This is a genomic window from Rathayibacter rubneri, from assembly GCF_023743255.1.
GTDB lineage: Bacteria > Actinomycetota > Actinomycetes > Actinomycetales > Microbacteriaceae > Rathayibacter > Rathayibacter rubneri.
Genome location: NZ_JAMRYM010000003.1, coordinates 1 through 23455 on the forward strand (window position 1 = coordinate 1; position 23455 = coordinate 23455).

Here is a 23455-nt window from a genome sequence, read left to right on the forward strand (position 1 = left end):
TTGCGGGATCCCGGGTGGCAAATCACGGCATGCCATCAGCGGGCTGAAGCCTTCTGGCCATACCCAGGATCCCTGGCGCGTTCCGAAGCTTACGAACGCTTCGGATCCACGTTTTTTACCGTAGGGAAGCCTTCGGCGGCTCGTCCGCTTCGCTCCCTCGTAGCTACCTGCGGACTCCGTTCAAGTGGCGCACCACCGGCTCCTCCGAGACTTCCGGCACGCGGTCGCTTCGCTCTCTCACATCGCGCCGAAACTCTCTCCACCTCCGCCCTGCGGGTTGCACTGCGCCCTCCGGTTGCTCAGGCGGAGAACCGCCTTCTCGGCAAAGAAACGAGGGGGAGGGGCAGGGCAGGACCAACCGCCCGGGACCCGCAAGCACCAACGACGAGAGGACTCACCATGACTGACACCGCTACCACCAGACCGCAGGCACCGACCCTCCCGGAGGCGGTCGCCGAGTTCGTGTCCGTGTTCTCCCACGGGGACTGCGCCGATGGTCTGGCCGTTCGGATGAGCTGCGGTGAGGTCGACGCGCTGGCCGGACTCCTGCGAGCATTCGGACGAGACGATGCCGCGGACCTGTGGATCGCAGAGCACGCGACCGACGACGACGAGGGCGACGCCCACACCCCGGAAGGATCGAAGCGATGACCGAGCAGCAGCAGACCGAAGCCGTCGCCACCTACGGGGCCGCCGTCACCGCCTACCTCACGCCCCTCACGCGCATCGACATCGCCAAGGCGGTCGCGCCCACCCTCGACTGCGAAGAGGTGACCGGGATCGCGCGTCTGCTCAAGAAGACAGGTCACCACGAGGCGGCCGACTGGTGGCTCTTCATGCACTCCACCCAGGGGAACATCGACGAGTTCGATGAGCACGCCGACTACTGGAAGGAGGCGGACCCGTGGCTCTGACCGTCTACTCGAAGCCGTCGTGCGTGCAGTGCACCATGACCTACCGGGTGCTCGAGAAGAAGGGCATCGAGTACACCACCGTCGACATCACGACGAACCCCGCCGCCCTCGCGTACATCACCGAGGAGCTGGGCTACTCCGCTGCCCCGGTGGTTGTCGCGAGCGACGAGGACCACTGGTCGGGCTTCCGCCCCGACCTCATCGAGAAGCACGCAGCGTGAGCGGCTCGGACGCCTCGAGTGACGAGTACCGGGCCGGGTATCTCGCCGGGCGCGCGGACCGGCAGGGCGAGGTCGACTGGTTGGAGAACGAGGCCGATCGGTATTACCGCCTCGCCTACGGCGACGAGCGGCGCCTCCCGAGCGTCGCCGTGACGCGCGCCGAGCTCGAACAGCGCAGGGCGCTGTCCGAGCCGCCCGTCGAGGTCACCCGGCGGGACGCTCTCGCGTCCTGGGGCATCGAGACGCCCCCCTCCGACACCGCCGCGGCCGACGCCGCGAACGAGATCCCGCCGACGTCGACGGGACGACCCACGAACCGCACGAGCAGGAGACGACAGATGAGCACCAGGACGATCACCGGAAATCTCGCCACCGACCCCGAGGCCGTGCAGGCGGGCCGCGTGCAGATCGTGAAGCTGCGCGTGATCGAGAACACCGGAGAGTTCCGCGGAGGGGAGTGGACCGCGCACGAGGCCCCCACGACGCACTTCGTGGAAGCGAAGTTCGAGCTAGGCGAGCACGTGCTCGCCTCCCTCCACAAGGGCGACGCCGTCATCGTCGTCGGCTACGAGCACACCGTCGCCTGGGGTGAGGGAGAAAACCGGCGCACGGGACGCGTGATCGAGGCCGACGCGATCGGCCCCAACCTCACCCGCGCGACCGCCGTCGTCACGACGGCCGCGCCGCGAGCTCGTCTCAACGAGCGCTAAGCCCGTCTGGGAACTGCTCTACCAGTCGCGGCGCGAACTGAAGCGAGGCGGCGCTGGGTTCTCAGCCGGAGTCATGAAACGGAAGTCCCGGTAGCTCGCCTGCGGGACAAGCCGCCGCCCGGCCTTGGCCTTCTCGAGCCAATCCACCAGCTCGGCCACGTCCTCCTCGCGCACGCCCTCACGCAGGCAGCGAGTACGGAATGCCGCAGTGTTCACCGGCGTCCACCGATGGCGCACGTGCATGAGATCGGCCTTGAACTTCGCCTGCTCGTTCCACTTCAGATGGTTGTCGTAGCCCCTGGCCATCATCGCCAGGTACTCGATGATGCCGACGACGCTCGGGGGGAGTTCTTCGGAGTCCATACCGAAGAGATACCAGCAACCGCCGACACCCAAGGCTCACTCTGTCTTGCGTCCTCGCAAGCTCATTAGCGGGCGCGAGCTGCACTCGCGCAGTGGCGACGGAGCGCCGCCGATCGGAGGCCGCGATGCGGCCCGTTCCGCCGGTTTTCTTCACCTCTCCGCGGTCTCAACCTATTTCGCTCCATCGGCTGCGTGCCTCCGATCCCGGACGCGCCCTGCGGGCTTATTTCGCCCGTGATAGGCGTCACTGCACCGCCTCCACTCAAACGGTCTTCCCCGCCGGAGAGGCAAAGAAAAACGATCAGCCAGAGGGAGCACCCAGACCATGCAGACCACAACCGTTCCGCGGACCACGGCGAAGACCTACCTCACCCTCGCGAACACTCGCGCGGTCAGCGTCCGCGTCGAGGGCACCGACCCGAAGACCACGCCGTCCGTGCTCGTCACCCGCCGCCCGTCGGGGACGTGGGAGGCGTGGCACTCCGACGAGCTGCACGGCTTCACCAGCGGCTCGTTCCGCCTGTGCGTCATGTACGCCCGCCGAGCCGCGATCCGTCGCCACGCCCAGACCGTCACCCGCTGAAAGGGAACAGACCATGAGCCGCACCGACGCCGGCCGCGCCACCGCCGCCCAGCTCGACCTCATCCTCACCACCCGCCGCAACGAGTCCGACGAGGACGCCGCCGCCACGGACGCCGAGATCCTCGCGCACGTTCGCAATACCCTCACCCTGCCCGGGCAGGGCACCCCGGGCGGGTTCCCCGTCGCAGATGACGGCACCAACTACGCGGCCGCGCTGATCGCATTCCTCAGTCCCGCCGCGAACGCGGACGCGATGCTCGCCACGATCGAGAGCCTGCACCAGCAGATGTGGGCCGCGGCCCCGGTCCTCACGGTCGAGACCGTGACCGATGACGGCGAGACCTACCAGGCACTCCGGTGCCCCGTCTGCGCCCGACTCGTCAGCGACGGGGGAGAGCTTCGCGCCATGGACGTCTCGACCCGGTGGAGCAGTGCGGAGCCGGACGTCGAGAACCGCCAAATGGGCGTGACCGCGGGGGACCACGACTACAGCAGCACGCTCTACTACGTCCACTGGACCGGCGAGGCGCACGCCGTCGTCCCGCCCGAGGGCTGGTCGGAGAGCTGGCTCTGACCCAGCGGGGCGGGACCGGCCTTCGGGCCGGCCGCGAGGGGCGACCCCCTCGCACTCCCCGGTGTTCCCCTCCGGGGGCACGAGCTCGCGCTCGCGCAGCGGCGACGGAACGCCGCAACGGGGAGCCGCTACGCGGCGCGTTTCCAGGTTTTCTTCACCTCTCCGCGGTTTCAACCTATCTCGCTCCGCCGGCTGCATGCCGTCTCTCTCGGACGCGGTCGCGAGCTCCCTTATTTCGCCCGAGAGAGCCGTCACTCCGCCGGCTCCACTCAATTGGTTTTCACTCGCCGGAGAGGCAAAGAAAAACGATCAGGAAGACGACAAAAGCCCCGTAGTTGGCTTAGAACCACGGGACTTGTCGCCTCAATGATCGCACACCGATTGAGGAGAAACCATCGTGACTACCACCACCGGAACCGGGACCGTTCAGCACATCGACCCGACCACCCTCGTGATCGAGGCGAACGTGCGCAGTAGCGCACCGATCACCAAGGACTTCATCGCGTCGATCCGCGAGAACGGCGTCATCACCCCCCTGCTCGCCCGCCGCGACGAGCACGGCAACATCATCGTCCGCGCCGGACAGCGCCGCACCCTCGCCGCCCGCGAGGCCGGAGTCGCCACCATCCCCGTCTACGTCGTGGAGGGCGACGAGACGACCGCCGACCGGATCGTTCAGCAGATCATCGAGAACGACCAGCGCGCCGAGCTGAGCGTCGCGGACCGCACCGCCGCGTGGGCGCAGCTCGCGTTCGAGGGCGTCTCCGCCGCAGCGATCGCCAAGCGCACCGGCACCAAGACCGACGCCGTGAAGAAGGGCCTCGCGGTCGCGGAGTCCGCGACCGTCACGTCCGTTCTGCACGAGCACGAGCTGACCCTGGACCAGGCGGCCGTGCTGTTGGAGTTCGAGGACGACGCCGACGCCCGCGCACAGCTTGTCGAGGTCGCCACCCACGACCCGGCGCAGTTCGAGCACACCGCCCAGGGCCTCCGCGAGGAGGCCGAGGAGCGGGCGATGCTCGCGAAGGCCGAGCAGGAGCACACCGCGAACGGCTTCCAGGTGCTCACTCGCTCCGACGCCTACGGCGAGGGGACTCCCTGGGTGAGCCTCTACAAGCTGCGCACCGAGGACGGCGGACAGGTCACCGCCGAGCATGCCGCCGCCGTCCCGACGCGCGGAGTGCTCATCGACACCGACTGGCGTGGGGAGGTCAGCGCGACCTATCTCGTGCAGGACCCCACCGCCGCCGGACTCGTCTACGCCCACGGGGGAGCGCCCGCCGATCCGCTGACCGAGGAGCAGATCGAGGAGGAGCGCGTCGAGAAGTCCGCGGAGCGCAAGATTCTGATCGCCAACAACAAGGCGTGGAACGCGGCCGAGACGGTGCGCCGCGAGTGGATCGCGACGTTCCTCTCTCGCAAGACCCTCCCGAAGGACGCGGAGCGGGTCATCGCTCTCGGGCTCACCGCGCACCGGTTCTCGGTGTCGGGCGCAATGAGCGGCGGCAGTGACCTCGCCCACACGCTGCTGAGCATCGAGCGGCCCTCCGGCTACCGCACCGACGCCCTCGCCGCACTGGTCGAGGCCAACCCCGCGAAGGCCCGACTCGTCGCGCTGGCCGTGGTTCTCGGCGGCGCGGAGTCGAACACCAGCAAGGAGACGTGGCGACGCGGCGACGAGCGCGCCGCCGCCTACCTCCGCCAGCTCGCCGCCTGGGGCTACACCCTCTCGCCGGTCGAGCAGGTCGTCACCGGCGACACCACCGCCGCCGAGGCGGCGGGTCTGAGCTAGCCCGCTCCGCGGGGACCGGCAGCCGCCGGTCCCCGCCCTCCTCCCTCGACTCTGCAGAAAGGCCCACCATGACCACCACCACGACTCCCGCCGCCGTCGACGTCGACGTGTGGGGACACACCCCCGCGCTGCGCGCCGCGCAAGACGCCGTGAACACCGCCGCCGAGTCCGGCGACGCCCGCGCGCTGCGCGCCGCCGTCCGCGTCCTCTTCACCGCTGCCGCCCGGCACGCCTGGCCCACCGCCACGGCCCTCGTCTTCAAGCGCGAGAGCGTGGGCACGTTCTCCGGATTCTGGGCGCTCTACCGTGTCACCGACGCCGGACACCGCGTGCTCCGCGAGTGGGAGAACGAGCCCGACGAGATGAGCGACGAATCCGACGAGGAGCGCGTCGCGCTCGACCTCATCGGCAACAGCCACGAGACACAGGACTACGCCGACACCTTCGGCCCGCTCCGCGAGGGCGTGGCTGTCGGATACCACCTCTACATGCTCTGAGAGCGCGCGTGCGGGCCGACCCGAAACGGGCCGGCCCGCACGAGGGGGAGAGCCCCCTCGACCCCCCCCGCCACCGCCAGTGTCGTAGCCGGATGCGACGATGGACGCGCCCGCGCCTCTCGCGACCGCCGGCCGCCGCGCCTGATCAGACAGGACAACCACGATGACGCTCTACCCCGACGTGATCGGCACCCTCCGCGCCGAGGGGATCGACCCTGACGAGTGGGCGCGCGAGCACGGCTCACCCTCCGCCGCCCAGTGGCGCGGCGACGAGTGCGGCTGCTCCGACGACCGCTGCATCGGCCACCACCACGACAAGAACGAGGCATGCGGCTGCTTCCCCGTGATGCTCGAGGAGCACTTCGCGCAGGAGAAGGCCCGCGGCTACAAGACGCTGGAATGGCGAACGACACCGGTCCGCGTCGTCGCCTCAGCCGAATCCGACCTGGAAGACTTCGGCCTCCTCGACCTCGCGGACCAAGACCAGATCGACCTCTCCGCCAGCACCGACGTCGACACCGCGGCGATGTTCCAAGAGCACACAACCGCCGAGGAGCTGGCCCAGACCGCCGCGATCGCCACTGAGATGTCCGACCCCGAGCAGCTGCGCGCCGAGCACTACGCCCAGCTCGGGGAGATTCACCAGGCCGTCCTCACCCGCGCCCAGGAGGCCGGCGACCCCCGGTACGACACCTACCGCTCGACGGAACAGCTCTCCCACGCCATCAACGACGTCTGGGACCGCGACGTCGCCGCGTACCAAGACGCCTACCTCGCCGTCATCCGCGACACCCTCACCGCCCGTGGACTCACCACCGGCATCGAGGTCGTCGCCTACGCTGACCGCGACAGCGGGGTCTACGACGAAGCCCTCGCGGAGGAGCTTCGCGACCTCGCCCTGCTCACCACGCCCCTGCCCGTCATCGGAGCACCCCGGGACGAACACAGGATCCCGGTCGACGCGCTGCGCGCCGCCGGCCTCAGCTACATCGAGCGCGCCCGCGCCGAACTCTCCACCGAGCCCGCGGCCGAGTAGCGATCAGCGCCGCGCGCGCCGCTTGTGCGTCTTCCCGGAACGGATGTTCCGGTTCTCGAGCACGCCCATGACCGCCAGGCCCACAGCCACGGCGACGATCAACGCCCAACCGACGACGTTGAACCACTCCCCGGTGAACGCCGCGTAGGTCTGCTCACCGGCGATCGAGAAGAGCATCAACGACAGGCCGAACCACACCATGCCGTTGGAAATCAGCGCTGCACGCGCGAGCTTGGTGCGGGGCTTGGCCATGAGGCCACCCTGTCACCGGCACCTGAACGTGTCCACGAGTCGGCAGCCGCTCCTACGCTCTGAGCATGAACGCTCAAACGCGATCCGCCGCTCACATCCTCCTCGACCTGTACTCGTCCTCCCAGACGGGCGACGGCGCCGGCAAGGAACGCGCCTTCGGCGTCTCGATGCAACGCCTCAACGAAACCGATGCGCTCACCGCCAGCCAGAACGACGACGGTGAGCTGGCGCTGGACATCACCCCGATCCTCACCGCCGCCGGCATCAGCTACCAGTGGCTCTTCGACCAGCTCGCGGCCGCGACCGGTCGCAGCATCGAGGAGCTGACGTTCGAGCTGCGCACCGTCATCGACAGCCTGACCGAGTAGCACCGCCGGTAGTTGACAGCGTCCCCAACGTCCTACCGGCCGTCGCGACGCGCCTCCCGGCGCACCAAGATCACAAATCCCACGATCACGAACAGGACGACAAATCCGACCGCGACGAAGGGCAGGTAATTCAGGAACAGAATCAGCAGCAGCGCCCACGGTTCGAAAGTCATCCCCGCTACTCGTCCCCGCGCCGGCTTGCTCGCACCGCGGCCACCACAGCCAGCACGACGAAGAGCACTACGGCTCCGACAGCGATGTACGGACCGAACAACACCAGCAGGACCAGGGGACTCCACCCGCCCACTTCAAACACCGTGCGCCGCTGACTCGTCAGCGGGCCGGGGGAGGGGATCGAGCAGGTGCGGTCCGTTGTTGCGGACGCTGTTCACGTCGCGGGACACCTCGTAGTGCTCGAGGTCGTGCGCGACTGCGTACGACTCCCGGTCGAGCAGCTGCATCAGAGCGTCGACGTCGAGGTGCCCGCCGAGCCAGTCGTCGTACCCGTCCGGCGTGATGCACGCCGGCATCCGGTCGTGGACCTCACCCGGCGCCACATGCGAGTCGCGGGTGATGATCGCCGTCGACAGCCGCCACTTCTCCGGATCGTCCTCCGCCTTCGACGGATCCGGCCACGCCGACACGATGCCCGCCATCGCGAGGGCCGCGTCGGGCTCGTAGATGAAGTGCGGCTGCTTCCCCGTCTCGGTGACCGTCCACTCGTAGTAGCCGGCCGCCGGAATCGTAAGGCGTGGTGATCCCGATGTGCCCGGGGACGATGCTCTCGTAGGTGTTCGTCAACCCGAGCGGCCCGAGGATGAGCGCCAGGCCGAAAGCCAGCACGATCGTCGGCACCAGGAGCGGCGACAGGAATGACGAGAGCACGGCGCGTCCCGGCACCTCAAAGCGCTCAAGTGCGCGTGCTGCCGGCACTCCAAGCAGCAGCACGATGACGGTGCTGATCGAGGCCGTGATGAGGCTGGTCTGCAGACAAAGCCCTGCGCGAGGTGGTCGCTGACCGCAGATATCGCGGCATCAGCAGTACCATCGAAGTCCGCGACACCGAGGATGAGCATGGAGAACACAGACCCGCGTTACGTCAGATCGCGGCTCAAGCTCCGAGCTGCCATGCTCGAGATCGCAGATGAGGATCTCGAGCAGCTGACTGTGTCCGCGGTCTGCGAGAAGGTCGGTATCGACAGGGCCACGTTCTACCGGCACTTCGCCACCATCGACGGGCTGGTCGACGACACCCTGAGGTCGCTCGCCGATGAGAGTACCGATCGATGGTCTGCCACGGCTCGAGGCACCGGCGATCAGCTCGATGAGTCCGCCGCGATTCTGAGGGCCTACCTGGAACAGATCGTCAAGCATTGGGCGCTGTACCGATGGGCGCTTGGACCCACGGGAAGCGCGCGTGTCATTCATACCGTCTTGGAGGAGGCCATCCGGGGGGTAGCCGCCGAGTTGATCCTGCTTCAAGGTGACGACGAGCACACCCAGGCTCGGGCCTGGTTCCTTGGCGGCGGGCTCGTGGGCGGCATCCTGCATTGGTTGCAGACGGAGTCGCCGGAACGCGAACCCGCGGAACTTGCACAATGGCTGCTCGGTGTGTCGTCGCCGCTTCCTGCCATACCCACGACCGTCTGACCGCTCGCCCCACGCGCCAGACGGTCGTGGCGTTTCAGAACTGGTGAAGGCCGGGTCCGAGAATCCGTTCCGATCCGTTCCACCGAAGCTGGGCGGTGGATCCTGCCGGGACCGTTACTTCGATGCTGCTGCCCGCGTCCGTCTTCTCCCACCGCACCTCGATTCGTCCCTGCGGTCCGTCGAAGTGGCCTTCCGCCCACGTGAGGTGTGCAGGGATGACGGGATCGACGATGAAGGACTCCCAGGCGATCGAGGTGGCGTGCTGACGAAGACCCAGGGTGTGCGTCTGGAGGTATCGGATGACGGCGCCCTTGCTGTAATGGTTCAGCGATGCGGAGGCGACTCCGTTACGGTCGACGCCTTCCCATTCCTCCCAGATCGTGGTCGCGCCCCGGTCGAGCATCCCGAGCCATGAGGGTGTCGTTCGCTGGAGCAGCAGCGCGTGCGCGATTTCCGGGTGGCCAGTGTCGGCGAGGACGGGGAGGAGGTCCGCGGTGGACAGGAAACCGGTCGTGAGGTGGTCGTCGGCCTCCCGCACCAGGGAGACGAGGTGGTCCGCGGCCTGCGCGCGGAGCTCTTCGGGGAGCAGATCGAACGCCAAAGCGCGGACGTAGCCGGCTTGAGTGCCGGCCGAGACTCGACCGTTCTCATCCAGGAACTCCTGCTGCCAGGCGGTTCGTACTCGCTCGGCCGTGTTCGCGAAAGAGTCCGCTTCCTCGGTTTTGCCGAGAACGCGGGCGACCTGCGCCAGGACCGATAGTGACCGGTACAGGTACGCGGTGCCCACTTCGCCCTTGTCCGCCATGGCCCATGCCATCGGGTCAGGCATGGCCGGTCCCGGGGTGCCGTCCGCGTTCAGGGGGGTGGGTTCGAGCCATTCACCAAAGTGGAAGGTTCCGTCCCAGATGTACTGTTCGTGCGGAAGCGGCGTTGCCGACCTTTCGACCCGGGAAGGGTGGCGCCTCTCGGCAGCGGAGGTCAGAGCGAACTGCACCCACTTCACCATGGCCGCCCAGTTCTGGGTGAGCGCGGCCCGGTCACCGTAGGTGCGGTAGAGCTCCCAGGGCACGAGGACGACGGCATCGCCCCAGCCGGCCGATCCGGTGGCCATGTCCGTCATGGGGTCGGGCACGGCGCCGAGTCGGGCGTTGTCGGGAGACATGTTGACGATGCGGCCGTCGGCGAGTTGATCGTCCCGGACCGACTGCAGCCACTTGCGGCTGAAGCCTGCAACATCGAAGAGGCGCACGGCCGTGGGCAGGAAGATCTGGTAGTCGCCGGTCCACCCGGCCCGCTCCCGGGTGGGGCAGTCGGTGGGGAGGTCGACCGCGTTCCCGCGGAAGCTCCACTCGGCCACGCTGTAGAGAGCTGTCAGATCCGGATCGCTGCAGTTGAAGGCGCCGACGGGGGTGAAGTCGGTGTGCAGCACCTGCAGGGTTACGTCGGTCTCGTCGAGGTCGAGGTTGCTGCCGTCCCGCTGGAGGCGGGCGTAGCGGAAACCGTGAATGGTGTGGCGGGGCTCGAACACCCTGCCCGGCTGGCCGTCGGAGATCACCTCGTCCCGCTGCACGAAGGGGACGACGGTCCCATCCGGTGCCGGAGTGTCGAGGTGGGTGAGTGTCAGGTCGCCGTTGACGTCGAGGTGTTCACCGTAATCGATGACCGTTCGAGTCCCTGCCGGGCCGAGGTCGCGCAGGACCATCCGGCCCGACACGTTCTGGCCGAAGTCGACGATGGAGCAGTCCGCCGAGCGCCGGTCGATCATCACGGGGGAGCGTTCTTCAATCACTCGTACCGGCGGCGCGGGCGACCAGGACACCGGCGGCGCAACGGGACCCGTCACCGCTTGTCCGAGAGTGGCTGAGTGGTGTGACCAGTCAGTGGTCTGACCGTCCATCAGGTCAGCTGCGACGATCTCCGTTTCCGCGACGTTCCAGTGGGTCGATGTGGCGGCCGCGACGACCGGTCCCGCGCCTGAGTCGATGTGCAGCTCGGCTCGCACCGCCGTCTGCTCGCCCCAAGCAGCCTGATGACGGAAGGCACCGGCTCGCCCCCGATACCAGCCGTCGCTCAGCCTGAGCTCGAGGCTGTTCGCGCCTTGCTGGAGCAGCGGTGTCACGTCGTACGCCTGCGCGTAGAGCGTCTTGTCGTAGGACTGGCTGCCCGGCGCGAGCTCCACGGACCCTACGCGCCGGCCATTGAGGACGGCTTCGTAGAGTCCGAGGGCCGTGGCATACAGGCGAGCCTTCACCGGCAGCTCGCTGATGTCGAAGGTGGTGGAGAACGCGGTCGCGGGGCGAGCGCCGAGCGGATGATCGTTGCTGGGGCTGGAAATCCAGGCGCTCGTCCAGTCGACGTCGAACAGTCCCGCTTCGAAGGCCAACCATTTCGACCAGGCGGAGGTGGCGCCGGCGTGCTCGACGCGCACCCGCCATTGGACGCTCTCGCCGCTGGTGAGCGGCCGCCACGGCCACGTGATGAAGCGACGCTCGGGGCTTCGTTGCGCCCAGGTCAGCAGCTCATCGCCGACGCGGGCTTGGAGCTCGAAGGCGTCCTGACGGCGCCATCCGGGTGGGAGTTGCCAGGACAGTTCCGGTTCCGGCGACGAGATGGGAAGGGCATCGCCGCCCGTTTCTACCTGGAGTGCGTGCGGTGCGTCGGGGTGAGGCATCAGGGTCTGGCGATCTTCCTGTGATGTGGCGTGGGAGAGGGCGGAGCGGCGGTCACATGCTGCCGCGCACCTTCCGTACGAACAGACCGCCTACGACGGCGATGACGGCGCCAACGAGATAGACGAGGGAGTAGCCGCCAATGGCCGTCAGGGCGCCAATCGCGGCGATACCCGAGCCGAGGATCGGGCCGAAGGACCGGGGGAGCTGGTCGGCGACGACGATCAGGGACATGTACTTGCCGGACTCGCGGCCCTCTCCGGGGAGGACATCGATCACGAGGGCGCCATCGACCGGGCTGTACGCGCCCGAGCCCAGACCCAGCAGGACGAGACCGACCATGTAGACGGGAACGCTCGGGGAGAACGCGACAATGATCGCGCCAGCGGCGATGAACAGGGTCGTGTAGATGACCAGGGACTTGCGGATCTTGAGCCGGTCGCTGATCTGGCTTCCGAGGACAGCGCCGAGGATCGCGGTCACGAGGCCCACGAGTCCGGTGATGGTGATCAGTCCCGGCAGTTCGTCGGGTCCGACGCCGAGCTGATCGGTCAGCACGTACACCCCGTAGGTCGAGGTGAGCACGGTGCCCAAAACGACCACGACCTTGCCGATCCAGACCCACGAGTAGTCGGGCACGCTGCGCGGGTTGATCTTGAACTCGGAGAGGATGTTGCGCTTGGGCTGCGCGTCGCGCTCGGCCTGGCTGAGGCGACGGTCGCGGAGGATGAACAGCACCATGACCAGAGCGACGATCATGACGTATCCGGGGGCGGTGAACAGCAGGAAACGGTTCCCGAGGAACATGGGGAGGAAGATCGAGGCCAGCACGCCGCTAGAGACGATGCAGACCATAATGATGCCCTGCACACGTCCGCGGTGCTGCTCTGGGACCTGGTCGGGAACGAGTGCGCCCGCGCCTCCGGTGATGACGGCGTTGCCGATTCCCAGCAGGACCGCGCCGAGCAGGAGCTGTGCCACGGACGCGCTCAGGCCCATGACCACCAGGCCGGCGAGAGCGAACAGCACGCCCGCGGCGATGAACGGCTTGCGCATGCCCAGGCGCGACGTCGATCGGTCACTCAGCGCGCCGGCGAGCGGCGTGATGACGATGTTGACCAGAGCGTAGAGACCGGTGAGCAGGCTCAGCCACAGCACCTTGTCATCGGGCTCGAGTTCCGCGACGGTCACCGGCCACGCCACGATCGCCATACCGACGCTCGCGCTGTAGGTGCCGATGTAGAGAATGACCAGCGCGAGCACGAAACGCTTGCTGAGACGCTGCGGGGGAGATGCCGGCGGCTGGTGCTGCGCCTCGAGCCCGATCTCGTGAGCTGCATCGGTGAAATCTGACATGAATGTTCCTCCTTGAACGGGTGTCCGCTTCCGCAACGGACGGTGCCTCACCGTGGCTTCGCCAGGAGACTGGAGTCACTGTACAACGGTTGCTGCACAGATGGGAACAGTGATTTCGTTCAGCTGACTCGGGTTATCCCCTCGCGGCTTCGTCAGCCTGCAGAGGCAGTGCTGGCTGCGCGATGGATGGCGTCGAGAGTGGTGAAGGTTGCCAGGGTCGCTGAGGCGTCGTGAGCGGGGTGTTCGCGAAGGCCGGCTCGGATGGCGTCGGTGACCGCGACGAGCATGGGGCCGTAGCCGTTGCCGTCTGCGGGGAACTCCACGAGTTCAGGGTGAGTGAACATGGTTGCTGGGTCGCCGGCGTGGATGCGGTAGGACGGGACAGTCCAGAACGGTGCGGGGATGTGCACCCAGCCGGTCGTACCGCTGATCGTCGCGGAAGGGTCGACGAAGTCGCTGATCGAGGACGCGCAGTGCGCGAACCTGCCCCCGGAGAACTCGAGCGTTGCGTGCTGTGCCAGGTCGAGCCCGTCGTCGCGGACGTCGCCTCGGGCTGCAAGGGAGGTGGGTGCACCCAGGACGTCGAGTGCCAATGTCACCGGGTAGATGCCCTGGTCGAGAAGCGCTCCGCCGCTGCGAGTCAGGTCGAACTTGCTTCCGCCGTCGTTGGGGAACGGGAACCCGAAACCGGCCCGCACACTCCGCGGTTCTCCGATGATCCCCTCCGCGAGCGCATGCAGAAGAGCGACGTACGTCGGGTTGAATCTCATCCACATGGCTTCCATGAGGAATGTTCCCTGCCGATCGGCGCGCCGGAACAAGTCGGCGACCTGCTCGGGACGCATCGCCATCGGTTTCTCCACGAGCACGTGCTTGCCCGCATCGATAGCGGCACAGGCCATGTCGTGATGGAGCGCGAAGGGCGTCGCGAGATAGATCACGTCAACCTCATCGGACCCCAGCAGTCGATTGAAGTCGTCGGTCGCGTGCTCGATGTTGAAGACCTGCGCGAACCGGGACGCGTTCGCGAGGCTGCGGCTGTAGACCGTGGTGATCGATGCGCCCATCGACGCAAGATCGGCCACCACGGTCCACGAGATCGTGCCGGTCCCCGCTACACCCCAGCGCAGATCAGAGTGCGACCGCATCCGTGGGAGAGTTCAGCTCGGCGCCCTGACTTCTCGCGATGCCACCGAGCCAGGCCAGGCTCGGCTTCGGCGTGCGCTCGAAGGTGTTCGGGTCGACGGCGATCAGACCGAACGTCATGGCGAAGCCGCTGTGCCATTCCCAGTTGTCCAGAAGAGTCCAGTGCTGATAGCCCACGACCTCGACCCCCTCGGCGATCGCGTCCCGCACTCCTTCTAGGGCGGTCTGCGTGAAGCGGATGCGCAGATCGTCGTCGTCGGTGGCAATACCGTTCTCGGAGATCAGGACCGGCTTCCCCGTGAAGGCAGCGGCGGCGCGGACGGTGTGACCGAGTGCTTCCGGGTAGTACTCCCAGCCCGTGAGCGTCGTCTCCTCCCGCGGCTCCGGAGGCACCACTCCGTCGGGTCCGAAGGTGGTGCGGCTGTAGGTCTGCACGCCGATGAAGTCGTCGTCGGCGGATTGCGCCCAGAACGGGTGGATCGCCTGCTCGAGCACGGCGTCGCGTCGCGTCTCTCCGCCCTCGACCGCCTGGTAGTCGCCGACGTTGGGCGACCAGCCGACCTTCGCGTGGGGAGCGAGTTCGCGGATCGCGGTCCTCGCTTGCCGGTGCGCGTCGAAAACGTTCTGAATGGCCCCCGGGGCCAGGATCGGCAGCGCCATCACGGCCACGCCGGGCTCCCCGCCGATGCGCTTCGCGAAGCGTGCGCTGAGCTCCTGCTGCTCGACGGGAATCTCATCGGCGGCAGCGCCCAGAGGAAGATCTCCGGTCGCGAGCAGCATCGCTCCCGCGTTGGGCTCGTTGAAGGTAATCCACCACTGCACAAGGTCGCCCAGGCCGTCCACGACGAAGCGGGTGTACCGCTCGAAGAGATCGGCTGCACCCGGCTGGTTCCAGGCGCCCTCTCGCGCGAACCAGATCGGCGTCGCGAAGTGGTTCAGCGTCACGACGGGCACGACCGCGCGACTCCGGCAGGCGAGCACCATGTTCCGGTAGTGCTCAAGCTCCGCACGGGAGAACACTCCCCGTTCGGGCTCGATTCGGGACCACTCGATGCTGAAGCGGTAACTGTTCAGGCCCGCTTCGGCGAGCAGGGCGATGTCCTCGTCGTAGCGGTGGTAGCTGTCGCAGGCGTCACCGGAGGGCTCGTGGAACGGCGATCCTTCGACGTGTTCCATCGCCCAGATGTCGTTGAGGACGTTGTTGCCTTCGATCTGGTGGCCAGCGGTGGCAGCCCCCCAGAGGAAGTCGCTTGGAAAGTTGGCCATGATGCTCCACTCCGTACAGTTCAAACGCCACCTCGCTGGGGCGCTGTTGCACCCTAACACTATGCAGCAACTGGTGCATAGCGCGGAGAGGTGCTCGGCTCGCCCACTCAGTGGACACCGGGAAAGGACGAGCGCCACATCGGAGGGCTGGCTGCTGGGTTCAGTGCCCCTTGAGCCGCTGGAGGAGAGGCGGCCGGCGGCGGCCGAACAGGGCCCGCACGCTTCCGGACATGATTCGCCACTCGGCCTGGCGGTGCACGATCCGCCAGTCAGGGCCCGATCGAGTCCATCTGTCGACGTAGGTTCCGCTGATGTCGAAGACGTGTCGTCGCCTGAGGCCGCGACCGCGGTGGCGAGCTTGCACGTAGGAGCGAGAGGTGGCGGTGTGCTCGTCGAGCACGTCGATGGTGGTCGAGCCCAGGAGGTGCTGCGTCGGTCCGCACCGGTCGAGGTATCCGGCGACCATCTTTTTCAGGCTCTCGACGCCGTGGGAGGTGGTCAGTCCGTAGTGGTGGTCGACGTCGTCGGAGAAGATCTCGCGCAGTCGGTCGTAATCCTTGGCGTCCACGATGTACGCGTACTCGATGAGACGACGGGAGATGTCGCGTTCAGCTGCCAGTTGTTCCGTGAGATGCATGTCGAGCTCCTCCTGTGAAGGTGACGTCGTGGACTCTTGGTCGCGGTTCAATGTTCGCCGGCACTAGGGACGTGTCAGGAGGGCGTCGAGCACCTTCGAGGAGGCAAGTGTGGCCGCCCCCAGAGCCGACGCTTGATCTTGCGCCGCGTCTCGGACGAGTTTCACCGTGTTCCCGCGTCGAACAAGAACTTCGGTGACGAGGGCGTGAACGAGGGCGCGGTCCCCACTCGATCCCGTGAGAACGACGCGGTCCGGGTCAAGGACAGCAGTGAGGGAGTCGATGAGATCGGCAACGCCCTCTGCGTGTGCTCGAACAGCTGCTTCAGCGGGGGCTGAGCCTCGTGCCGCGTCGACGAAAAGCTCGTCCAGCTGCAAGGCGACGTCCCCCCTGGGGGCGCGGCCGGCTCGCTCGAGCAATCCGACCGCTCCCAGCGCGTCCTCGACGCTGGTTCCATCCCGCGGATTCCCGAAGGGCAGCCGCCGCACTTCACCAGCCCGGCCGCGCGCTCCTCGAATGAGTGAGCCGTTAGCGAGCACAGCGGCCCCCAGGCCGGCGCCTACCTTTAAGTACAGAACTGGTCCGAAGATCCCCTCGCCGCCAGCGGCATCGAAGGCCAGAGCTGCGCAGTTGACGTCGTTCTCCACCCAGATCGCGGCCGGCGCGATCGGCGCCAGTGGCGCCAGGATCTCCACATCCGAGTAGCCGGACGAGATCACGTCCTGAACGACATCGATCGGCCGCGGTACCGCCAAGCCGAGGCCCAGCAGCCCCCCTTCCGACTCGGGAACGCGGGAGACCAGCTCTGCCAGCGCCACGGCGGCGAAGTCGAGAGCATCTGCCCATTCCCTGGATGGATTTGGACGAGGATTCAAGATCGTGCGGGACGCGATGACGGTCGAGTCCAGGCGCCCAGCAACGACTCGAATGCGGGTCGGCCCCAAGTCCACGCCAGCGACCCACCCCGCACCGCTGTGCAATGCGTAGCTCATCGCCGTCCGACCTATGGCGCCAGGAGGCGTCGGAACCTCCTCAACCAGGGTGCGTTGCTGCAGCTCAGCGATGGCGAGCGAGATGGTCTGTTTCGACAACCCGAGAGCACCGCTCAACTGGGGTCGGGTCACGACCCCTCGGCGCAGCATCTCACCTAGCGCGAGGCCGGCCGAGGAGGACAGAGCATGGGGGACCACCTGACCCTCCTCCACTCGACATTGTTTGTTCGTTCGGTTACCATACTATCTAAGAGCCGATGGCGTCTCCAGCTTCCCTCCATCTAGAAAGGCACGCCATGACACTGCTCGACCGCCTCGCCGCCCTGAACCTCGCCAGCATCTATGGGGTCGTCACCCCCTCCTACCGACCCGCCACCATCGAGACCTTTGCCAAGACCGCAACGAGGCAGAACTCCACGATCACGACCGGATCCGTCCGCACGCTGACGGGATCGATCCGAATCGCCTAGGCGCTCGACGCGGGGACTTTGATCCTCACCACCTCGTACCCCTCGAGACCTCCGGCCGGCGCGGAATGGCATTCTCATCCCACGCCGCCGGAGGTCTTCGGTTTCCCGAGGGCGGTCTGGAACGGCACCGAACATGGGGCTACCGGCGCGGAAGGGCAGTCCTGCGGCTCACCGGTGGCGCGTTCGACAGCCGCTCCGCGCCCGTTGGGCGCGTGCCGCTAGAGCCCTGGCGTGACTCGCGCGGATCAGCTTGCCGGGATACCGGTCCTTCGATCCGCGAACCTCCTTCAACGTCACGTCGCCGCTCTCGTCGCAGCGGCAGGCCTGCCCTCCATATGACTCGCGAGGGAGGAGCTCGAAGGCAACTACGCTCCAGTGCGCGGTCTAGAGAGCTGCCGAGATCGGTGAGGATTCGGGAGATCCGGCGACGGACGATTCTCGGTCGACCGCCGGGTCGAGCTGCCCGAGGAAGCGGTTGCTGCGCGCTTGCGTGGGGTATCCACCCACATCCTTCACGCAGAGCGGGCACCAGTGTCCTGCGGTCAGGATCAGCCGCGGACTGCCGGAGAACTCGTGCCCTAGCGCGCAACGCCATGTCAGCGGGGTCGCGATGTCGCCGCGCTCCACGTCGGCGGTGACGAGCTCGCCACCGCGGAACGAGGCGGCTTCCAGGTAGTCCAGCGCAGCCCAGTCGGATGAAGGCTTGCTCTCGTCGTAGCCGTGATCGAGGTAGGACGGCTCGCGATCCGGGCGAGGCGGCCAGAAGGTGGACCAGTCGCCGATGCGCTCCCATTCCTCGCGAGATCCGAAATAGGCGGCGATCTTCTCGTCGTCGCCGTCCCGGATGAAGCTCATCGTGCCGCGCGGCTTCAGAGTGAGCGGCTTGAGCACCACGTTCTTGACGAACCACGCAGGCAGGCGGCCTGCGATACGCAGCCTCGGATTCGCGTCGATCGCGCGTGTCAGAGCGGCATCGAAGGAGTCGCGGCGGAAGGGCACGAGCTCCTCGAGCCGGTCGGAATCGGTGTACCAAGAGCCGTGGAAATTCCGTGTCGCGAACCAGTTGCGGTCGTACCACTTCTTCACATCGGCGACGCCGAGGGCACCGGTCATCGCGAGCTGCAGCTCCCAGTTCGTCAGGCGCCAGCCGTCGCCGCCGCCGATGTTGTAGATCCCTCCCCAGAACTCCTCTGGCGTGTCCTGCTCGCAGAAGTTCACCATCAGCCGGGCGGCGTCCTCGACTGACACCCACTCCATCACGCCCGCGAAGGGGGAGTGGGTCATGATCGGGTCACGGATCTCGAGAACGCCCGGGTGGAAGATCCCCGTCTGGCGCACCCAGGCCCACTTCGGGAGACCCGAATCGATGAGCTCCTTCTCGGCCACGATCTTGCTCTGGCCGTACTCGTCGTAACGGGCCACACGAAGCGGATCTCCGATGCGGCTCCAGTGGTGAGGCGGGTTCCGATCACCGGTCTGCGCGACCGAGCCGACCCCGACGACACCGATCGCCCCAGGATCGGGCTGAGCACGGACGGCGCGGATGATGTTCCGCATGCTCCCGACATTCACCCGGTGAGCGAGCTCGGGGTGGTCATCGGCGAAGGGCGACACGACTGCGCCGATATGCAGCACGAAGTCGGCTTCGCGCACGCACGCCTCGACCGTGGAGTACTCGGTCAGATCGCCGAATACGACCTCGAGGTTGGGCATGTCTTCGTACTCGCGAATCACGGCGAGATCCTTCTCCGAGGGCAGCACGAGCGCCACGACCACGAACCGGTCCTGCCGCTCCCGGAACTCGTCGAGCACCCTTCGACCCCAGTTCCCCGTTGCGCCGGTGAGGAACACCCTCACCCTGCCAGCACCGTGCTGCTTCATCGCTCTCCCTAAATAGACAACCGTCTCATTGAGACTATTGTCTCATTGGGAGCCGGATGCTGAGAGAATGGCCGAATGAGCCTCCATCCTCGAATCCGCCGATCGAGGGAGGCCTTCGAAGCCGCTGCCCTTGCCGCAGCGCGCACCGATCCCGAGGCCGTCACGGTCACGTCGTTGTGCGAGGACTGGGCGCTGAATCGAGGGACCTTCTACCTCCACTACCGAGACCTCGACGACCTCCTCGCCTCGACGGTCGAGAGCCTCGCTCGCAGAGCCCCCGAAGCTCGGCAGGAGGAGGCACCGCTCGGATCCCTGGGATTGAACTCGCAGTCTCGTGCAGCATTCGGCTCATATCTCGCGCACATCCAGGAAAACCGCGACTTCTACCGATGGGCGCTCGTCACCCGCGGCTCCCAGCGAGCGGTGAACGCGGCGACGTCGGTGTACATCGAGGGCATCAGCGCGGGACTCGCGAAGAGCAGCGAGAACGGCAAGAGCACGCGGGAGCTGCAACGACGCGCCGCCTACCTCGCGGGAGCCATGACCGGCGTCATCCGCCAGTGGCTCAGCGACGATCCCGCCGAGAGTGCGGCGGAACTGAGCGTCTGGCTCTGGCGGGAACTTACGGTCGCGAAAGAGTAGTCGCCCGGCACCGAGGTGATGCCCCGTCGATCGTGGCCCCACGACGGGAGCAGAGCTGACGGTCGTCGGCATCAACGGCCGACCGTACAGGGAATGAGGCGATTCCGCAGCCAGAGGCTTTCCAGGGAAGGCCACAGAGTCGCCCTAACGACCCGGGCCGGCCCCCAGCGACCACGGCGGATTCTCGTCGTCCACTTCGATGGGTCCTCGCGACCCTCGGGGGAGGTTTAGCTGTGCGTGGGTCTACTCGTGGCACTTAGGACGGTGCATCAGCGCGCGCGTGACGCACCCGAGCTTCGAGCCCCCATCACATGTCGCCGTCACGCCTTTCAGCGTCAGCTACTCCGAGTCGGACCCGATCGGTCGGAGTCAACGTCGATGCGAGCCGGCGGCACCGCGGCCGCGTGCAGAGCATCGCCATGCGTCGACGCATCCTGCTTGTTCGCCAGCAGGGCTCGCAGGGAGGTGAATGCTACGTCACGAGCGCCCTGAGTGGCGTCTGCGAATGAACCGAAGGGGCACTGAAATGCGACCATGCACCGACCCACTCTGCAACGGATGCTGCACAGTACAGGTACTACTACTTCTCGGTCTCCGACCCTCTCCTACGGAACGATCCTGCCCGATCGGGCGGCACTTCCTCAGCCACCAACCGAAAGGGCTCACATGGCGACCGCGACTCGGACGCAGTCAACCAGACGCATGCGACCGAGTCGCCTCCATCACTTCAGCCGTCCCCGCGGCAACGCGGCGACGCACGCACGCGAAGCTTCGTCGCGCGGAGGTCGGTCACCACTCGTCTGGGGCTTTCTCGTAGCTCTCGGGGTCGGTGGAGGCGCTTTCGTACTCGGCGCACTGTCGACCCTCAGCGAGCTACTCGTCTACATCGGAATTGCTCTGTTCCTCTCCCTCGCAATCGAACCCGTCATGCGATGGATTATTTCCAAGGGCGTACGTCGAGGTCTCGCACTTCTTGCCACAGTTCTCGCGACGCTGCTGATCACAGCTGGACTAATCACTTTGGTGCTACCCGAGATCGTGCAGCAGTTCGACTCATTCCTGCACGAACTGCCCACCATCACAGCCGCCATCACAAGTTCCCCGCTTGTCGCTGACCTCAACGTCGACCTCGCGCCGCTGATCGATCAGGTCGTCTCATTCCTCGCCGACCCGGACCAGCTGCTTTCAATCGGTGGTGGGCTGCTGTCCGTGGGACGCGGGCTGTTCACCGGCGTCAGCGGAGTGCTGACGGTGACCGTCCTCACGCTCTACTTCAGTGCAACACTTCCCACCATCGTCACCTCGGTCTCACGAGCCATCCCCGCCTCACGCCGAGCACGAACCGTCAAGCTCGTCGATGACATCTTCCTCTCCGTCGGCCGCTACGTCGCAGGCCAGCTCGGCCTCGCCGCCCTCAACGCCCTCGTCGTCTTCGCCGTTCTCACTCCTGCGGGCGCGTCCGCTCCTCTCCTCCTCGCGCTCGTCGCCTTCATCGGCGCTCTCATCCCAGTCGTGGGCACGATCGTGGCGTACGCGGCGATCGTCGTGTCGATGCTCTTCATCTCACCGGCGGCCGCTCTGATCGTCGGAATCGTGCTTCTCGTTTACGCGCAACTCGAAGCTCACGTCATCACCCCGCGCGTGATGTCTCGCACGATGAGCATTCCGGGATCCCTGGTGATCATCTCCGTCTTCGCCGGCGCCGCACTCGGCGGTGTTCTCGGCGCCCTCGTCGCAGTGCCCATCGCAGCGTCCGGGGTCCTCGTCTTTGAGCGGGTCGTCGCCCCCACACAAGCTCGGCGGTAACGCGTGCTCTCCGCGCTCCCCGTCATTGGAGTACTCCTCATCGTCACCGTCAATCGCGCCTACGACCTTGGAGGCATGAGCGCCGTAGCCATCGAGGTAGCCCTCCTTCTCACAGGAGCCGTCATCGTTGCCATCCCCGCCCGGAAAAGCTCCTCTTGACCGACAAGTGGCAAATCAAGACGGCGTCATCGGTGTGCGCGTGACGCAACCGAACTTCGAACGCTAAACACACGCCGCTACCGCGCCGTGCAGCGACGCCCGCTCCGAATCGCCCAATCAGCCGGAGTCAACGTCGCCGCGAGCCTGCGGCACCGCGGCCGCGTGCAGCGCATCGACGTGCGTCGACGCATCCTGCTTGTTCGCCAGCAGGCTCGCGCACTCACCCGGGTCTCGGGCACGTCAGCACCGCGGCAGCCACACCATTACCGGAATCCAGTACGGACAAGCCACCGAGCCCTGCTTGCGGCCGCAATGATGACCGTCGCTCTTGGTGCCGCGACAGCGACGACGGCGACGGCAACTGAGACCAGCGAGCGAGAGGATGACCGCGGGCCGGATCGTGCAGGGCCTCCTCGGCGCAACGGCGGGCATCGTCCTGGGGCTCCTCGGCATCCTGATCGTGAACCTGATCGCACCGACGCTTTCCGGCTCGTCCTAAACCGGTTCACCAGCTGCAGGGGTCAGCGGTCCGGGCGGATTCGGTGGCATACCGGGGGCCGAGGCGGTCACTGCGGCGACAGAGGTTGCTCTGAACCTCCCGGTCACCGTTCCAGTCATCCTGATCGCGTTCGGCCTCGCCGTGCTCGGCGGACTGCTCGCAGGTGCAATCGGTGGCTGGCGCGCCGCCCGGCTGCGTCCCGCGGCCGCCCTGCGCTCAGTCGGCTAGCACTGCACGAGTCGGCACTCACCCGGATAGAGCCCTCGCCCCTACCCTTTGGAAAGGCTTCACGTGTACATCCTGAAGAACGTCACCAGGAGCTACACCGGCGCGAAGAAGACCGTCACTGCGCTGAACAACGTCTCACTCAGTATTCCGGACGGCCAGATGGTCGCCATCCAGGGGCCGACGGGCGGCGGCAAGTCGACCCTGCTGCAGATGCTCGGAGCGCTCGACCGCCCCACCTCGGGCACCGTCACCCTGGGCAACTCCGAGATCTCGAAGGCCGCCGACACAAAGCTCGCCGACATCCGCGCGCTCGACGTCGGCATCGTCTTTCAGAGCTTCAATCTGATCCCGACACTGACGGCGTGGGAGAACGTGGAGACCGCGCTCGCACCGCAGAAGAAAATTGGCTCGCTGGAGCGGAAGCAACGAGCGAAGGAGGCGCTGAGCTCCGTCGGCCTGGGAGAACGGCTCACCCACCTTCCCGACGAGCTCTCGGGCGGGCAACAGCAACGCGTCGCAATCGCTCGCGCCCTGGTGAAGAACCCGAAGGTGCTGTTGGCCGACGAACCGACGGGCGCCCTTGATGAAGAAACCAGGGACGAGATCATGGCACTCCTCGAGGCGCTGTGGAAGGACCGCGGCCTCACCCTGGTCATCGTCACGCACGACTCCTGCGTAGCTAAGCGCGCCCAGCGCCGACTGCACATCAAGAGCGGTCATGTGAAGGACGTATCCTGAACATCGAC

At 66.8% G+C, this 23455-nt stretch carries 26 protein-coding genes; 15 read left to right on the forward strand and 11 right to left on the reverse strand.

The annotated features are described in order from the left end of the window. The first annotated feature begins 399 nt into the window (after window positions 1–399). Genes NB037_RS01745 through NB037_RS19770 form a run of 4 tightly spaced genes read left to right on the forward strand, consistent with a single transcriptional unit; the run spans window position 400 to window position 1845 of the window. Entirely contained in the window at window positions 400–651 is a 252-nt protein-coding gene (locus tag NB037_RS01745) for a hypothetical protein (RefSeq protein ID WP_251943074.1), read from the forward strand. Continuing rightward, window positions 648–914, forward strand: coding sequence for a hypothetical protein (locus tag NB037_RS01750; protein ID WP_251943076.1), 267 nt, complete (start codon window positions 648–650; stop codon window positions 912–914). The genes NB037_RS01745 and NB037_RS01750 overlap by 4 nt, the downstream gene beginning before the upstream one ends. Continuing rightward, on the forward strand, window positions 905–1135 hold the full coding sequence (gene nrdH / locus NB037_RS01755) for a glutaredoxin-like protein NrdH (protein WP_207406706.1): 231 nt from the start codon (window positions 905–907) through the stop codon (window positions 1133–1135). The genes NB037_RS01750 and nrdH overlap by 10 nt, the downstream gene beginning before the upstream one ends. After that, the gene (locus tag NB037_RS19770; protein ID WP_251943077.1) at window positions 1132–1845 is read left to right on the forward strand and encodes a single-stranded DNA-binding protein; all 714 of its coding nucleotides are present in this window, start codon (window positions 1132–1134) and stop codon (window positions 1843–1845) included. The genes nrdH and NB037_RS19770 overlap by 4 nt, the downstream gene beginning before the upstream one ends. Window positions 1846–1863: 18 nt before the next feature. Here NB037_RS19770 and NB037_RS01765 read toward each other — a convergent pair whose 3' ends face one another. After that, window positions 1864–2208, reverse strand: coding sequence for a hypothetical protein (locus NB037_RS01765; protein ID WP_251943079.1), 345 nt, complete (start codon window positions 2206–2208; stop codon window positions 1864–1866). 325 nt (window positions 2209–2533) lie between these two features. Between NB037_RS01765 and NB037_RS01770 the strand changes: the two genes are divergently transcribed. The 5 genes from NB037_RS01770 (at window position 2534) to NB037_RS01790 (ending at window position 6690) form a co-directional block, all read left to right on the forward strand. Beyond that, on the forward strand, window positions 2534–2791 hold the full coding sequence (locus tag NB037_RS01770) for a hypothetical protein (protein ID WP_251943081.1): 258 nt from the start codon (window positions 2534–2536) through the stop codon (window positions 2789–2791). A 13-nt stretch (window positions 2792–2804) separates the two neighbouring features. Continuing rightward, window positions 2805–3365, forward strand: a complete 561-nt coding sequence (locus NB037_RS01775; RefSeq protein ID WP_251943083.1) for a hypothetical protein — start codon at window positions 2805–2807, stop codon at window positions 3363–3365. A gap of 397 nt (window positions 3366–3762) precedes the next feature. Then, window positions 3763–5157, forward strand: a complete 1395-nt coding sequence (locus NB037_RS01780) for a ParB/RepB/Spo0J family partition protein (protein WP_251943085.1) — start codon at window positions 3763–3765, stop codon at window positions 5155–5157. Window positions 5158–5225: 68 nt separating this feature from the next. Further along, a complete protein-coding gene (locus NB037_RS01785) occupies window positions 5226–5654 on the forward strand; it encodes a hypothetical protein (protein ID WP_251943087.1) in 429 nt (142 codons plus the stop codon). 163 nt (window positions 5655–5817) lie between these two features. After that, window positions 5818–6690, forward strand: a complete 873-nt coding sequence (locus NB037_RS01790; RefSeq protein ID WP_251943089.1) for a hypothetical protein — start codon at window positions 5818–5820, stop codon at window positions 6688–6690. 3 nt (window positions 6691–6693) lie between these two features. Here NB037_RS01790 and NB037_RS01795 read toward each other — a convergent pair whose 3' ends face one another. Beyond that, window positions 6694–6942: a hypothetical protein gene (locus NB037_RS01795; RefSeq protein WP_251943091.1), complete on the reverse strand. Its 249-nt coding sequence runs from the start codon at window positions 6940–6942 to the stop codon at window positions 6694–6696. A gap of 65 nt (window positions 6943–7007) precedes the next feature. On the opposite strand from NB037_RS01795, the gene NB037_RS01800 reads away from it, so the two are divergent. After that, on the forward strand, window positions 7008–7310 hold the full coding sequence (locus NB037_RS01800) for a hypothetical protein (protein ID WP_251943093.1): 303 nt from the start codon (window positions 7008–7010) through the stop codon (window positions 7308–7310). A gap of 32 nt (window positions 7311–7342) precedes the next feature. Here the strand turns inward: NB037_RS01800 and NB037_RS01805 are convergent, their stop codons facing one another. Both NB037_RS01805 and NB037_RS01810 read right to left on the reverse strand, forming a co-directional pair. Continuing rightward, window positions 7343–7483: a hypothetical protein gene (locus NB037_RS01805; RefSeq protein WP_251943094.1), complete on the reverse strand. Its 141-nt coding sequence runs from the start codon at window positions 7481–7483 to the stop codon at window positions 7343–7345. 135 nt (window positions 7484–7618) lie between these two features. Beyond that, entirely contained in the window at window positions 7619–8053 is a 435-nt protein-coding gene (locus tag NB037_RS01810; protein WP_251943349.1) for an SOS response-associated peptidase, read from the reverse strand. Between the two features lie 331 nt (window positions 8054–8384). On the opposite strand from NB037_RS01810, the gene NB037_RS01815 reads away from it, so the two are divergent. Continuing rightward, window positions 8385–8960, forward strand: a complete 576-nt coding sequence (locus NB037_RS01815) for a TetR/AcrR family transcriptional regulator (RefSeq protein WP_251943096.1) — start codon at window positions 8385–8387, stop codon at window positions 8958–8960. 34 nt (window positions 8961–8994) lie between these two features. On the opposite strand, the gene NB037_RS01820 is transcribed toward NB037_RS01815, so the two are convergent. From NB037_RS01820 to NB037_RS01845, 6 genes are all read right to left on the reverse strand, one after another. Continuing rightward, window positions 8995–11631: a family 78 glycoside hydrolase catalytic domain gene (locus NB037_RS01820; protein ID WP_251943098.1), complete on the reverse strand. Its 2637-nt coding sequence runs from the start codon at window positions 11629–11631 to the stop codon at window positions 8995–8997. 52 nt (window positions 11632–11683) lie between these two features. After that, complete coding sequence (locus NB037_RS01825; RefSeq protein ID WP_251943100.1) at window positions 11684–12892, reverse strand: MFS transporter; 1209 nt, start codon at window positions 12890–12892, stop codon at window positions 11684–11686. A 245-nt stretch (window positions 12893–13137) separates the two neighbouring features. Next, window positions 13138–14133 (reverse strand): Gfo/Idh/MocA family protein, encoded by a 996-nt coding sequence (locus tag NB037_RS01830; protein WP_279308500.1) that lies wholly within the window; start codon window positions 14131–14133, stop codon window positions 13138–13140. After that, window positions 14117–15535, reverse strand: a complete 1419-nt coding sequence (locus NB037_RS01835; protein ID WP_251943104.1) for a glycoside hydrolase family 1 protein — start codon at window positions 15533–15535, stop codon at window positions 14117–14119. The genes NB037_RS01830 and NB037_RS01835 overlap by 17 nt, the downstream gene beginning before the upstream one ends. A 22-nt stretch (window positions 15536–15557) precedes the next feature. After that, on the reverse strand, window positions 15558–16034 hold the full coding sequence (locus NB037_RS01840; protein WP_251943106.1) for a nuclear transport factor 2 family protein: 477 nt from the start codon (window positions 16032–16034) through the stop codon (window positions 15558–15560). Between the two features lie 63 nt (window positions 16035–16097). Continuing rightward, a complete protein-coding gene (locus NB037_RS01845) occupies window positions 16098–17156 on the reverse strand; it encodes an ROK family protein (protein WP_251943107.1) in 1059 nt (352 codons plus the stop codon). 164 nt (window positions 17157–17320) lie between these two features. On the opposite strand from NB037_RS01845, the gene NB037_RS01850 reads away from it, so the two are divergent. Beyond that, a complete protein-coding gene (locus NB037_RS01850; RefSeq protein WP_251943109.1) occupies window positions 17321–17494 on the forward strand; it encodes a hypothetical protein in 174 nt (57 codons plus the stop codon). Window positions 17495–17878: 384 nt separating this feature from the next. On the opposite strand, the gene NB037_RS01855 is transcribed toward NB037_RS01850, so the two are convergent. Then, window positions 17879–19375, reverse strand: a complete 1497-nt coding sequence (locus tag NB037_RS01855) for an NAD-dependent epimerase/dehydratase family protein (RefSeq protein ID WP_279308501.1) — start codon at window positions 19373–19375, stop codon at window positions 17879–17881. 318 nt (window positions 19376–19693) lie between these two features. Between NB037_RS01855 and NB037_RS01860 the strand changes: the two genes are divergently transcribed. The 3 genes from NB037_RS01860 (at window position 19694) to NB037_RS01870 (ending at window position 23447) form a co-directional block, all read left to right on the forward strand. Further along, complete coding sequence (locus NB037_RS01860) at window positions 19694–20017, forward strand: TetR-like C-terminal domain-containing protein (RefSeq protein WP_251943112.1); 324 nt, start codon at window positions 19694–19696, stop codon at window positions 20015–20017. 702 nt (window positions 20018–20719) lie between these two features. Further along, window positions 20720–21823: an AI-2E family transporter gene (locus NB037_RS01865; protein WP_251943114.1), complete on the forward strand. Its 1104-nt coding sequence runs from the start codon at window positions 20720–20722 to the stop codon at window positions 21821–21823. 949 nt (window positions 21824–22772) lie between these two features. After that, window positions 22773–23447 carry an ABC transporter ATP-binding protein gene (locus NB037_RS01870; RefSeq protein ID WP_251943116.1) on the forward strand — a complete coding sequence of 225 codons (675 nt, stop codon included), beginning with the start codon at window positions 22773–22775 and terminating at the stop codon, window positions 23445–23447. Window positions 23448–23455: the final 8 nt, after the last annotated feature.

Excerpts from the sequence above, each read along its gene's own strand:
- NB037_RS01745 (WP_251943074.1), top strand. The coding sequence starts at position 400 with ATGACTGACACCGCTACCACCAGACCGCAGGCACCGACCCTCCCGGAG.
- NB037_RS01750 (WP_251943076.1), top strand. The coding sequence starts at position 648 with ATGACCGAGCAGCAGCAGACCGAAGCCGTCGCCACCTACGGGGCCGCC.
- NB037_RS01765 (WP_251943079.1), bottom strand. The coding sequence starts at position 2,208 with ATGGACTCCGAAGAACTCCCCCCGAGCGTCGTCGGCATCATCGAGTAC.
- NB037_RS01770 (WP_251943081.1), top strand. The coding sequence starts at position 2,534 with ATGCAGACCACAACCGTTCCGCGGACCACGGCGAAGACCTACCTCACC.
- NB037_RS01775 (WP_251943083.1), top strand. The coding sequence starts at position 2,805 with ATGAGCCGCACCGACGCCGGCCGCGCCACCGCCGCCCAGCTCGACCTC.
- NB037_RS01785 (WP_251943087.1), top strand. The coding sequence starts at position 5,226 with ATGACCACCACCACGACTCCCGCCGCCGTCGACGTCGACGTGTGGGGA.
- NB037_RS01790 (WP_251943089.1), top strand. The coding sequence starts at position 5,818 with ATGACGCTCTACCCCGACGTGATCGGCACCCTCCGCGCCGAGGGGATC.
- NB037_RS01795 (WP_251943091.1), bottom strand. The coding sequence starts at position 6,942 with ATGGCCAAGCCCCGCACCAAGCTCGCGCGTGCAGCGCTGATTTCCAAC.
- NB037_RS01800 (WP_251943093.1), top strand. The coding sequence starts at position 7,008 with ATGAACGCTCAAACGCGATCCGCCGCTCACATCCTCCTCGACCTGTAC.
- NB037_RS01805 (WP_251943094.1), bottom strand. The coding sequence starts at position 7,483 with ATGACTTTCGAACCGTGGGCGCTGCTGCTGATTCTGTTCCTGAATTAC.
- NB037_RS01815 (WP_251943096.1), top strand. The coding sequence starts at position 8,385 with ATGGAGAACACAGACCCGCGTTACGTCAGATCGCGGCTCAAGCTCCGA.
- NB037_RS01820 (WP_251943098.1), bottom strand. The coding sequence starts at position 11,631 with ATGCCTCACCCCGACGCACCGCACGCACTCCAGGTAGAAACGGGCGGC.
- NB037_RS01830 (WP_279308500.1), bottom strand. The coding sequence starts at position 14,133 with ATGCGGTCGCACTCTGATCTGCGCTGGGGTGTAGCGGGGACCGGCACG.
- NB037_RS01840 (WP_251943106.1), bottom strand. The coding sequence starts at position 16,034 with ATGCATCTCACGGAACAACTGGCAGCTGAACGCGACATCTCCCGTCGT.
- NB037_RS01850 (WP_251943109.1), top strand. The coding sequence starts at position 17,321 with ATGACACTGCTCGACCGCCTCGCCGCCCTGAACCTCGCCAGCATCTAT.
- NB037_RS01855 (WP_279308501.1), bottom strand. The coding sequence starts at position 19,375 with ATGAAGCAGCACGGTGCTGGCAGGGTGAGGGTGTTCCTCACCGGCGCA.
- NB037_RS01865 (WP_251943114.1), top strand. The coding sequence starts at position 20,720 with ATGCGACCGAGTCGCCTCCATCACTTCAGCCGTCCCCGCGGCAACGCG.